This window comes from Mesorhizobium sp. AR10 (assembly GCF_024746795.1).
In the GTDB taxonomy this organism is placed as follows: Bacteria; Pseudomonadota; Alphaproteobacteria; order Rhizobiales; family Rhizobiaceae; genus Mesorhizobium.
In genome coordinates, this window is record NZ_CP080524.1 from 751,904 (window position 1) to 763,708 (window position 11,805).

Here is an 11,805-nt window from a genome sequence, read left to right on the forward strand (position 1 = left end):
GAATGTGATGCGAGCGACAGCTTTGACGGCAGGCGCGGTGATGGCTGTTGCAACCCTGTTTCCAGGGCTGGCGCTCGCGGCGGAAGCTCATGAATTGCCGGGGGCCGCGATGTCCCTGTGGTGGGCGCTGCCTTTCGCCGGCTTGCTTTTGTCGATCGCCACCGGGCCTTTGCTGTTCCACCATGTCTGGGAGCATCACTACGGCAAGATATCAGCCCTTTGGGCCGCTTTGGTGGTCGTGCCGCTGGCACTCGCGTTCGGCATGCCTGCGGCCACCGAGGCGGTGCTACACACGCTGCTCACCGAATACATGTCGTTCATCATCCTCTTGTTTGCGCTGTTCACCATTTCGGGCGGCATCCTTGTTGTCGGCAACATCCACGGCACACCGGCGGTGAACGCCGGGCTGCTGCTGGTCGGGGCGATCCTTGCCTCGGTGATCGGCACGACCGGCGCCTCGATGATCCTGATCCGGCCGCTCATCCGCGCCAACGACAACCGGCCGTTCAATGCCCATGTCGTCATCTTCTTCATTTTCCTGGTGTCCAACATCGGTGGCTCGCTGACGCCACTCGGCGATCCGCCGCTGTTCGTCGGCTTCCTGCGCGGCGTCGACTTCTTCTGGACGACCGCGAACCTTTACCAGGAAACCCTGTTCGTCGGCGGCGTCGTGCTCGCCGTCTTCCTGGCCATCGACATCATCCTGCATCGCCGCGAGGGCGGCGCGCCGCAGATCAAGGATCCGACGCCCGATACGAAAGTGCGCATTCGCGGCCTGCCCAACATTCCGCTGCTGGCCGGCGTGATCGGCGCGATCCTGCTTTCGGCGACATGGAAACCTGCGCTCAGCTTTTCCGTCCTCGGCGTCAGTCTCGAGCTGCAGAACATAGTGCGCGACGCCATCATCCTGGCGCTTGCCTTCCTGTCGCTGGCCGTCTCGCGCAAGAGCCATCGCGAAGCGAATGGCTTCAACTGGGGGCCGATATCAGAAGTGGCAAAACTGTTCGCCGGCATCTTCATCTGCATCGTGCCGGTCATCGCCATCCTCAGGGCCGGCCACGATGGGGCACTGGCGCCGCTGGTCGCGCTTGTCACCTCGCCCGCAGGCGCGCCCAACGACTTCGCCTATTTCTGGCTGACCGGCGCTCTGTCATCGTTCCTCGACAATGCGCCGACCTATCTGGTGTTCTTCGAGCTCGCCGGCGGCGACCCGCAGCATCTGATGACGGAGGCCGCGACGACGCTGGTGGCGATCTCGGCAGGTGCTGTGTTCATGGGCGCCAACACCTATATCGGCAATGCACCGAATTTCATGGTTTACGCCATTGCCAGGCATCACGGCGTCAGGATGCCGGGCTTCTTCGGCTACATGGCGTGGTCGGGCCTGGTGCTGATCCCGACGTTCCTGATCGCCGGCTTTCTGTTCTTTGGCTGATCAGCCGACGCCGACATAGCGGCGGACGGCCGAGGGGTCGGCGCGCAGCTCCTCGACATCGACCGTCTCGCGGTTGCGCCCGTTCTCGATGAAGCAGACGCGATCGGCGACAGACAGCACGGCATCGACGCGCTGCTCGACGAGGATGGTGGAGACGCCCAGCTCGCGCAGCTTCGACACCGTCTCGCGAATCTTGGCGATCATCGACGGCATCAGGCCTTCGGTCGGCTCGTCGAGCAGAAGCACCTGCGGTTCGATGCACAGCGCCCGCGCCATGGCCAGCATCTGCTGTTCGCCGCCCGACAGCGTGCCGGAGCGCTGCCTGAGCCGCTGGCGCAGCAGCGGGAAGAGGTCGAGCACGTTTTCGCGCGTCGCCTTGCCCTTGCCGCGCGCCATCAGGCCGATCTCGATGTTCTCCGCCACCGTCATCTCGGCAAACAACCGCCTGCCTTGCGGCACGTAAGCGACGCCGGCCTTCGGCACCTCGTGCGCCGGCAGGCCGGTCAGCTCCTGGCCATCGAGCCTGATCGAACCAGCGCTTGAGGGAACCAGGCCCATGATCGCCTTCAGCGTCGTCGTCTTGCCGGCGCCGTTGCGGCCGAAAAGGCACAGCACCTCGCCCTTGTTCAGCACGAGGTCGAGGCCGTAGAGAACCTGGACCTCACCGTAGAAGCAATCGAGCCCTGAGATTACCAACGTCTCAGCCATGGGTGGTCCCCAGATAGGCGTCCTGCACCTCGGCGTTGGCGCGAACGTGCTCGGGTGTTCCTTCGGCGAGAATTTTGCCGGCGTTGAAAACGGTGATGCGGTCGGCGAGTTGCATGACCACCGGCATGTTGTGCTCGATCAGAAGCACGGTAGCGCTTTTGGCGATCTCGCGCACGAGTTCGATGAAATTGTCGATCTCGCTGTCGGCCAGCCCTTGCGTCGGCTCGTCGAGGATCAGCAGGCGCGGTTTCAGCGCCAGTCCCATCGCCACTTCGAGCAGGCGCTGGTGGCCATAGGACAGCTGTCCGGCCGGCATGTGGGCGCGGTCGGCGAGGCCGGTGCGCTCGAGCGCCGCCATGACGCCGGCGTGCACCGCGCCCTTCGAGCGGCCATCGGTCAGCGTGCGCTGCACCGGCAGCGCCACATTGTCGTAAGCGGTGAGATTGGCAAACACACTGGTGATCTGAAAAGTGTAGGCGACGCCGAGGCGAACCCTGGCGTAGGCCGGCAGACTGGTGATGTCGGCGCCATCGAAGACGATCATGCCGGAGGACGGCTGGATGCGGCCGCTGACCAGGCTGACGAAGGTGGTCTTGCCGGCACCGTTGGGGCCGATGACGGCGCGGATCTCGCCGGGCATCAGCGCGAAATCGACCCCATCGACGGCACGCAGGCCGCCGAAATTGCGCGACAGGCCTTTGGTAGTCAGCAGCGGCATCATGGCAGCCACCCAAGCCAGCGCTGGCGAATGCTGCCCAGAATGCCCTTGGGGAAAAACAAGACCAGCAGGATGAGGGCAATGCCGACAATCAGCAGATAGGCCGAGGTGAAGCCGCTGGTGACGTCGACGACATAGTACATGAACAGCGTGCCGATCAGCGGCCCAAGCGTCGTGGCGGCCCCGCCCAGCAGCACCCAGAGCAGCGGCAGGATGGAATATTGCACCGAGGCGAAGCTCGAGCCGACATAGCCGAACAGCAGCGCGTAGGCAGCGCCCGACGCCGCGCATATGGTGCCGGAGAGGACGACCGCGGCGAGCTTGTTGGAGAACGTGTCGTAGCCAAGCATTTTTGTCCGCTCCTCGTTCTCGCGGATGGCGACCAGCACGCGGCCGTGCCTGGAACGAACAATGGCCAGCGTGACCAGCAGCACGATCGAGAACAGCGCCAAGGCGCTCATGTAGCGCACGGTCGGGTTGGTGAGATCGAGCGATGTCGTGCCGAAGCTGAGCACGCGCGCCGGCTGCGGCACGACCATGCCCTGGTCGCCGCCGGTCCATGACGCGAAATAGAGGATGACGAGATAGAACACCTGGGCAAACATCATGGTGACGATCATGAAGGCGACGCCGGTGGTGCGCAGCGCCAGCAGGCCGATCACCAGCGCCAGAAGCGCGCCGCAGGCCAGCCCGGCGGCGAAAGCGGCCGGCACATTCCAGCCGAGATGGATGACGCTTAGGCCCGCACCGTAGAGCCCGGCGGCAAAGAACATGGCATGGCCGAGGCTGAGCAGCCCGACATAGCCGAACAGCATGTTGTAGCCCATGGCGAAGACCGCCAGCACCATGATGCGGGCGAGCAGGCCGTGATGATATTCCGGCAGGACGAAGCTCAGGGCGAAGAGCAGGGCGACAACACCGAGATGCAGCGCATAGGGCTTTGCCGGCAAAGCATCCGTCATCGCGATGCCGTCCCGAACAGGCCCTGCGGCCGAAACACCAGCACCATGGCGACCAGCATCGTAGCGATGATCTTGGCCAGCGTCGGCGAGAAGAACACCGAGATGATGCCGTCGGACAGGCCAATGAGTACGGCGGCAACGACGGTGCCGCGCAGCGAACCCAACCCGCCGATGATGACAACGATGAACGACAGCAGCAGCGGGTCCTGCCCCATCAGATAATGTGCCTGGCTGATCGGCACGATCAGCACTGCAGCCACCGCCGCCAGCATGGCGCCGAGCGCAAAGACGCCGGCATAGACCCGGCCGACCGGAATGCCGAAGGCCTGCGCCGTCTCGCTGTCATATTGCGTGGCGCGCATGACGAGACCGATCTTCGTGCGTGTCAGCACGAACCATGTCGCGAGCAGCAGAAAAGAGGATGCGGCGATGATCGACAGCTTGTAGCCGGAATAGCCGAACCACGGCAGAAGGATGCGGTAGCTGAAGGGCGGCTCCACGGGCCGCGCTTCCGGACCGTAGAAGGTCAGCGCCAGCTGCTGGATAATGTAGAGCATGCCGATGGTGGCGACGATGGTGGCTTCGGGATTGTAGTTGAGCCGGCGCAGCACCAGCCGCTCGGCGACGAGGGCGATGGCGCCGACGATCAGCGGCGCCAGCACCAGTGCCGCCAGGAAGCCAAGCGCCGGATGACCTGATATCGCCGTGCTGATCGCCCAGGCAAGCACCGCGCCCAGCATGAAGAACTCGCCATGCGCCACGTTGACAACGCGCATGACGCCGAACACCAGCGACAGGCCAAGCGCCGTCAGCGCCAGCACGGCGGAGGTGACGAGGCCTTCTAGGGCGGCGAGGAGGAGGTGTGGTCCGAAGTGCATCGTTTATGCGCCAACGAGTGCGCGAGGCACCCCCCTCTGCCCTGCCGGGCATCTCCCCCTCAAGGGGGGAGATCGACTGTCGCGACGGCTTTCGCCAATCGCCAAGGTCGACAGGTGATCGCCATCGCAGGAACTGCCAATCTCCCCCCTTGAGGGGGAGATGTCCGGCAGGACAAAGGGGGGTGGGCCGAAGGGCACTGCGCTTAAAGAACTAAGCTCACAGCGCCTGCGTCGTATAATCCCCTTCCGGCTCGTAGAGCCCGTCCTCGATCTTGGTCTTGTGGACGACCTTTAACTTGCCGCCTTCGACCTTGGAGATGTTCTGGATGCCGAAGCACTGGTGGATCTTGCCGTTGAAGGTTTTTGGTCCCTGCGGATGCTCCGGCCCTTCGGCGAACTCGGTCAGGGCCTCGGTCGCCTCGACCAGCTTGGCGCGGTCTTCCGGCCCCTTGTAGCCGGCATCCTCCATCGCCTTCTTGACGACGTAGAGCGTTTCCCAGCAGCCGAACATGTGGGCGGCGGTGGAGACGTCCTTGGGATCGCCGACGGCAGCGCCATTGTCGTCGATCCCGACGGCGGCGCGATAGGCTTTTTGCGCAGCACTATCATCGGCCTGCGCATAGCGTGGCGAGCCTTCCCAGAAATGGCTGCCATCGAGGAATTCGAGGCCGGGGCTGTTGATGTCGGTGGCTTCGAGCGAATCGATGAAGCCGAACAGCTGCGGGCGGTTGGAGCCGTAGAATTCGCCGAGTTCCTTGACGAAGGTGAGCACAGCCGGGCCAACCATGACGTGGTAGATGACCTCGGTTTCGGCCGGTATCTGCGGGAAGTATTTGGTGAAGGACGATTCCGTCGGCGGGATGGCAATCTGGGCGATGACGTCGGCGCCTTGCGCCTTCAGCGCCGGCGGCAGGTAGTCGCGATGGTCGTAGCCGAAGGCGAAATCGGGGAAGATCTGCGTCACCTTCTTGCCGGCATTGGCCGCAATCCACGGCGCCATCGACTGGATCTGGCTCTTCACGTCGGTAATGCCGGGCTGGAAGACGTAGCGGTTGAGCTTGGTCGAGGCGACGTGGTGGCCTTCGCTGACAACGAAATAGGGAATCTTGGCCTCGCCGGCGGCCGGCGCCGAGCCGATGACGACATGCGAGAACAGCGTGCCGAAGACGATGTCGGTCTTGTGCTGGGTGGCAAACTTGCCGACCACCTCGGCGCCACGGCCGGGATCGGTGCCGTCATCCTCTATGATCACTTCGACCGGGCGGCCGTTGATGCCGCCAGCGTCGTTGATCGCCTTCACCGCTGCGGCGGTGGTCTTCTCGTACCAGCGGCCATAGGCGGCGCCGATGCCGGTGCGGTGCGACTGGAAGCCGATCTTGATCGGCGCCGAACTCTGCGCCTGGCTGTAACGGACGAAGCCCGGGGCGACGGCAAGGCCGGCGCCTGCAGCCAAACCCTTCAGTGCGGTGCGGCGGGTAAGAGCGTTTTTGGAGAGATCGAAAAACCCATTCTTGTCAGTCACGGCAGTTCCCCTGTTTTTGAGTTTTGACCAATGGCTGGAGCACAGCGGACCACACTTGGCGAGAGGTCCGAAATTGCATGTGTACAAACTAAATCACCAAAGCCCGAGCATGGCAAGCGGGCTTTCCACCTAGGCATTAAAGCCGGCCTTGCGTCATCCGGCGGTCGGCGTGGCAAGCAGCCAGAGGCCGAAGACGGTGTAGGCGATCATCAACACGGTAAGCGGCAACTGGCTGAGCGCGGCGCGCGTGGGAACCGGGTGCAGCCGCCAGGCAAAACCATGGGCGACGAGAACCGCGAGCATGTGGCCGGCAATGATGGCACCGGCCTGAAAATTCCACAGCCACCAGGCCGAGCCGGCGCCGGTGACCATGCCGGCTTCGATCTGCATGTCGGCGGTGCCGAACAGGTTCCAACCCAGCGCAAACGGATCGGACAGGGCGGCCAACGCATATTGGCCATCGACGAGCAACGCCGTCAGATAGTGTGCGAAATGATAGGCGAGTGCTATCGGCACGATCGACCAGACCAGCAGCCCGGCTGCTTGACTGAAAGGATGCTGGCTGGCGGCAAGACGTTGGCCGAGGACGACGGCAAGCGCGAACACTGCCGCAAGCAGGACAAAGGTCAGCACGAGGCCGAAACTGCCTAAGCCGATCAGCGCCGTACGGCCGGGAAACTCCAGCGGGTTGATGCCGAACAGACCGAGCCAGAAGAAGGTTTTCGAAAGGCCGTCGAACGAGACCGATGACAGGCTGAGCAGCAGGAAAGCGATGCCGCTGAGCGCCAGCGGTTCGGCGTTGAGCAGCTTCGCGCCCGGCCAGCACAGGTTCAGCCTGCCGTCTTCACCGCGCTCGACGATTGCGAAGCGCGCCACCATGGCGAAGAAAACGGTCAGGAACTCGCCGCTGCGGCTCCAGTCGCGGTAGCCGAACATCAGCATGGCAACAAAACTCAGCAGCCAGTAAAGGCCCGACGCCCGTGCCAGCCGCCAGGGATCGTCGGGCGCTGGGTCGATCAACTCGAACCAGGCGAAGGCGAAGAACAGCACGACGGCCGGCCAGTAGCCGAGCCAGGGAGGCAGCCGCGATTCCTGCGTTTCGTCGCCACGACGGCCGATCAGGCGGGTGGTGATACGCCATGGCCCGTACCATGGGTTCAGCCACGACCAGAGATCGCCAAGCAAGCCTTGCAGCAAGGCAAGTCCGACCCAGAGCAGCGTCCAGATCACCAGAGGCAGCGGGTTGGAAAGCGGATCGCGACTGCCGAACAGGCCGGCGGCCATGAGAACTGCAAAGCCGGCAAAGGATAGCAGGCTGACAGCAGTCCGTGCGCCGTCGCCAAATGCGAAAAACGGCAGGCGCCGCCGCCAAAAGCGGTCGAGCGCGTCTGGCGGCAGGAGCGCCAACGCCAGGAAGCTGGCGGCAACGGCGAGCGCGCCGCCGGCGACGTAGTAACCGGTGGGCAGCAACAGGACGTGGCCGCGGTCGGAGGCGTGGGCGAAGGCGGGGGTGGGGAGGAACGACGCGATGAGAGCCGAACAGACGAAATATTTTCGCCCGCCGTGATCCTTCACACCCCCCTCTGTCCTGCCGGACATCTCCCCCTCAAGGGGGGAGATCGGCTGGCATATCGGCTTTCGCAAATCTTCAGCGTTGCTGCAGTAGAGGCGCCCCTCGAACGAACTGCCAATCTCCCCCCTTGAGGGGGAGATGTCCGGCAGGACAGAGGGGGGTGGGCGGGAACTCACGCTATCCGAGATTTCCATCTTAACCGGAGGGCGAAATTGATCCGTCGGACCCTCACACCTTGACCAGCTGCTCCACGCGATCCTTGGCCCCGAAGATGCGCAGATAGCGCTCGATCTCCTTCAAATCCCCCGTAGCCTTGGCCGGATTGTCGGACAGCTTGACCGCCGGCCTTCCATTGGCCTCGGTGACCTTGCAGACCAGCGAGATGGCGTCGAGGCTGTTGGTTTCGGTTGGCGCGCAGCCTTCGAAATCATTGGTCAGATTGGTGCCCCAGCCGAAGGACATGCGCACCTTGCCGCGGAAATGGCGGTAGGTTTCCTCGATGGTCTCCACTTCGAGCCCGTCGGAGAAGATGAGCAGCTTCTGCTTGGGGTCCCGGCCCTTTTCGCGCCACCAGGAAATGATCTTCTCACCGCCTTCGATCGGCGGTGCGCTATCCGGGCGAAAGCCGGTCCAGTCGGCGACCCAGTCCGGCGCGTCGCGCAGGAACGAAGCGGTGCCGAAGGCATCGGGCAGGACGATCAGCAGATTGCCGCCATAGTAGCGCTGCCAGTCCTGCAGCACCTTGTATGGCGACTGTTTCAATTCCTTTTCCGAATTGGCGAGTGCGGCAAACACCATCGGCAGTTCATGCGCATTGGTGCCGAGCGCTTCGAGGTCGTTGTCCATGGCGAGCAGCACATTGGAGGTACCGGTAAAAGCCTCGCCGATGCCTTCCTTCAGCGCTTCGACGCACCAGCGCTGCCACAGGAAAGAATGGCGGCGGCGCGTGCCGAAGTCGGAAATACGGATGCCGGGCAGCGCCTTCAGCCGCTCGGTCTTGGCCCACATCTTGGCTTTGGCGCGGGCATAGAGCACGTCGAGCGCGAAGGGGCCGAAGGCCCGCATGGCGGCGCGAGATCGGAGTTCATTGATAATTGCCAGCGCAGGAATCTCCCACAGCGTCGTGTACATCCACGGGCCGCTGAAGGTGAGCTCATACTGGCCATCGCGCTTGGAAAGCTCGTATTCGGGCAACCGGAAATTCTCGAGCCAGGCGAGGAATTCCGGTTCGAAGATCTGCTTGCGGCCGTAGAAATTGTTACCCCCCAGCCAGATCATCTCCTTCTTCGAGAAGCGCAGCGTGCGGGCATGATCGAGCTGATCGCGCAGCTCGCCTTCGTCGATCTCGTCGGCGAGGCGGACCGAGGTGGTGCGGTTGATCAGTGAGAAAGTGGTGTCGACCTTGGGGTACATGCCCCAGATCATCTGCAGCATCAAAAGCTTGTAGAAATCGGTGTCGAGCAGACTGCGGACGATCGGGTCGAGCTTCCAAGTGTGGTTGTAGACACGCCGCGCTATATCGGTCTTTGCCATATCTCGATGCCGCCTTCGCTGCTCGCTCTTGAAGCGCTTCGCGCCGAAACGAGGCGATGCGCTTCAAGTCTTAAGTTTTATGCATGTCGTTTCCCAAAACCGCTGCGCACTTTTGGGCGACATGCACTGGCCAAATGCCTCTTAGCATTGAATTTTTGAAAGCGCCTCCCGCTTTGCGGGCTGGCCTGACAAAAAGAAGGCCCTGCGGCCAGGCTCAGGACGGGGACTTGGCGCCGATCACGCGCAGCGCCGGGCGCTTCCGGCGAATGCCGATGCGGCCCGCCACCGGCGCGTCGGCGCGGCTGTCGGCCTGCTCCTTCTCGGCAAACAGCCAGTCGATGAACAGTTGCACGATCGGCGTCGACTTCATCTCGTTGCGGCAGACGACATAGAAATCGTCGACCGCCGGCACCGACAGGCTGAACGGCGCAACAAGCAACCCCCTGGCGAGGAGCGCGCTCGCCGTCACTGAATCGCCGAGCGCCACGCCATGGCCATGAACCGCGGCTTCCGTCGACATGCGCGCGTCGCCGAGATGGTGGCGGCGGCCGCGTTCCAGATCCAGCCCGTCAGCCGCCGCCAGCCAGGTATGCCACTCGCGGCCATCATCGCCATGCAGGAAGACATGATCGGCGAGATCGCGGACGGTGCGGATCGGACGGTTGTTGATCAGCGTCGGGCTGACCACCGGGAACAGTTCGAGGCCCGACCATTTGCGCATCCAGCAATCGCTCCAACTGCCGTCGCCATAATGCACACAGACATCGATCTGCGGCGCGCGGATGTCCTTGGGGTCGTTGGAGGGGATCAGCGTCAGCCTGATGTCGGGATATTGCGCCATGAAACTGCCCAGTCGTGGCGTCATCCACAGCAGCAGCAGGGCCGGCACGCAGGAGACCGAGAGCGTGCCGGCGCTGGCCGGCCTTGTCATGCGCTGCGTGGCGGCGGCGATGCCGTCGAAGGCGGTCGACACCGCCGGCAGCAGTTCGGCGCCGTGCGGTGTGAGCTTTACCCGCTGACCGGTGCGTTCGAACAGCTTGACGCCAAGCGATTGTTCGAGCGCCTTGATCTGGTGGCTGATGGCGCCATGGGTGACGTTCAGCTCGGCCGCCGCCTTGGTCAGCGAGGCGTGGCGCGCCGTCGCCTCGAAGGCGCGCAGCGGATTCAAGGGGGGCAGACGCTTGGCCATGGATGTCCAAATTTACTGTGAGATTTTCTCACAACTCACACCCTAACAATATCAATTGATTTTTCAATGCAGCTGCCGGACACTTTGACCCGGAACAGCATCAAGACGTGAAATCTGCAGGCAGCCAGCGGGACAGCGACCCGGCCGGATGACGGTCAGTTCGTTAGATGTCGCCGACGCCGCACTGCACCAGCCCAGCAGGAGGACCGGACATGGGTTACGATCGCGGCAAGCTCGAAGCGTTGCGTCGCAAATATGGCGAAAGCCATGGCGGCGAAATGTTCGACCCGAAATTCAGGCGCGTCGCCGACAAGATCTTTTCCAAGAGCGGCACCAGGCTGGCGCCCTATTCCGGCATCCCGACCTTCCTCGCCGCTCCCTACCGCGAAATCGCCGCCGACAATCCGGATTTCGGCGATCTGCAGGTGGCGATCATCGGCGTGCCGATGGATCTCGGCGTCACCAACCGGCCGGGCTCCCGCTTCGGGCCAAGGGCGCTGCGCGCCATCGAGCGCATCGGCCCCTACAACCATGTTCTGGAATGCGCACCGACGCATGAGCTTCGGGTGGCCGATATCGGCGACGTGCCGTTCCAGAGCCGCTACCGGCTGGAGACCAGCCATGACGACATAGAGCGCCGCACCAACCAGATCGTCGATGCCGGCGTGATTCCGTTGTCAGTCGGCGGCGATCATTCGATCAGTCATCCGATCCTGAAGGCGGTCGGCAAAAAGGCGCCGGTCGGCATGATCCATATCGATGCCCACTGCGACACCAGCGGCCTGTTCGACATGACCAAGTTCCACCATGGCGGGCCGTTCCGCAACGCGGTGCTGGACGGCGTGCTCGACCCGTCGCGCACAATCCAGATCGGCATTCGCGGCTCGGCCGAGTATCTGTGGGAGTTCACCTACGAATCCGGCATGACCGTGGTGCATGCCGAAGAGGTGACCGGCCTCGGCATTCCCGCCATCATCGAGAAGGCGCGCAAAATCGTCGGCGACGGCCCGACCTACATCTCCTTCGACGTCGACAGCGTCGATCCGGCCTTCGCGCCGGGCACCGGCACGCCTGAGATCGGCGGGTTGACGACCCGCGAGGTGCTCGAACTGCTGCGCGGCCTCAAGGGCCTCAACATCGTCGGCGGCGACGTCGTCGAGGTGGCGCCGCAATATGACGCGACCACCAACACCGCGCATGTCGGCGCGCAGGTTCTGTTCGAGATCCTGAGCCTGATGGTTTTCAGCCCGGCGATCACCGGCAAGGGAGCCTGATACCCGAAACAAT

At 63.5% G+C, this 11,805-nt stretch carries 10 protein-coding genes; 2 read left to right on the forward strand and 8 right to left on the reverse strand.

The features are described 5' to 3' along the window. Positions 1–40 precede the first annotated feature (40 nt). Positions 41–1,435, forward strand: coding sequence for a sodium:proton antiporter (locus LHFGNBLO_RS06890; RefSeq protein ID WP_258605406.1), 1,395 nt, complete (start codon positions 41–43; stop codon positions 1,433–1,435). On the opposite strand, the gene LHFGNBLO_RS06895 is transcribed toward LHFGNBLO_RS06890, so the two are convergent. From LHFGNBLO_RS06895 to gcvA, 8 genes are all read right to left on the reverse strand, one after another. Continuing rightward, positions 1,436–2,143: an ABC transporter ATP-binding protein gene (locus LHFGNBLO_RS06895; RefSeq protein WP_258605407.1), complete on the reverse strand. Its 708-nt coding sequence runs from the start codon at positions 2,141–2,143 to the stop codon at positions 1,436–1,438. Continuing rightward, on the reverse strand, positions 2,136–2,864 hold the full coding sequence (locus LHFGNBLO_RS06900; RefSeq protein ID WP_258605409.1) for an ABC transporter ATP-binding protein: 729 nt from the start codon (positions 2,862–2,864) through the stop codon (positions 2,136–2,138). The genes LHFGNBLO_RS06895 and LHFGNBLO_RS06900 overlap by 8 nt, the downstream gene beginning before the upstream one ends. Further along, positions 2,861–3,823 carry a branched-chain amino acid ABC transporter permease gene (locus LHFGNBLO_RS06905; protein WP_258605411.1) on the reverse strand — a complete coding sequence of 321 codons (963 nt, stop codon included), beginning with the start codon at positions 3,821–3,823 and terminating at the stop codon, positions 2,861–2,863. The genes LHFGNBLO_RS06900 and LHFGNBLO_RS06905 overlap by 4 nt, the downstream gene beginning before the upstream one ends. Then, positions 3,820–4,701, reverse strand: coding sequence for a branched-chain amino acid ABC transporter permease (locus LHFGNBLO_RS06910; RefSeq protein WP_258605412.1), 882 nt, complete (start codon positions 4,699–4,701; stop codon positions 3,820–3,822). Before LHFGNBLO_RS06910 ends, LHFGNBLO_RS06905 begins: the two co-directional genes overlap by 4 nt. A 217-nt stretch (positions 4,702–4,918) precedes the next feature. After that, entirely contained in the window at positions 4,919–6,223 is a 1,305-nt protein-coding gene (locus LHFGNBLO_RS06915; RefSeq protein ID WP_258605414.1) for an ABC transporter substrate-binding protein, read from the reverse strand. Positions 6,224–6,376: 153 nt separating this feature from the next. After that, entirely contained in the window at positions 6,377–7,822 is a 1,446-nt protein-coding gene (locus LHFGNBLO_RS06920) for a hypothetical protein (protein WP_258605415.1), read from the reverse strand. Between the two features lie 202 nt (positions 7,823–8,024). Beyond that, positions 8,025–9,329 carry a nicotinate phosphoribosyltransferase gene (gene pncB, locus LHFGNBLO_RS06925; protein WP_258605416.1) on the reverse strand — a complete coding sequence of 435 codons (1,305 nt, stop codon included), beginning with the start codon at positions 9,327–9,329 and terminating at the stop codon, positions 8,025–8,027. A gap of 214 nt (positions 9,330–9,543) precedes the next feature. Then, positions 9,544–10,518: a transcriptional regulator GcvA gene (gcvA, locus tag LHFGNBLO_RS06930; protein ID WP_258605418.1), complete on the reverse strand. Its 975-nt coding sequence runs from the start codon at positions 10,516–10,518 to the stop codon at positions 9,544–9,546. A gap of 212 nt (positions 10,519–10,730) precedes the next feature. Here gcvA and speB point away from each other — a divergent pair, with 212 nt between their 5' ends. Then, positions 10,731–11,792: an agmatinase gene (gene speB / locus LHFGNBLO_RS06935; RefSeq protein WP_258605419.1), complete on the forward strand. Its 1,062-nt coding sequence runs from the start codon at positions 10,731–10,733 to the stop codon at positions 11,790–11,792. Positions 11,793–11,805 lie beyond the last annotated feature (13 nt).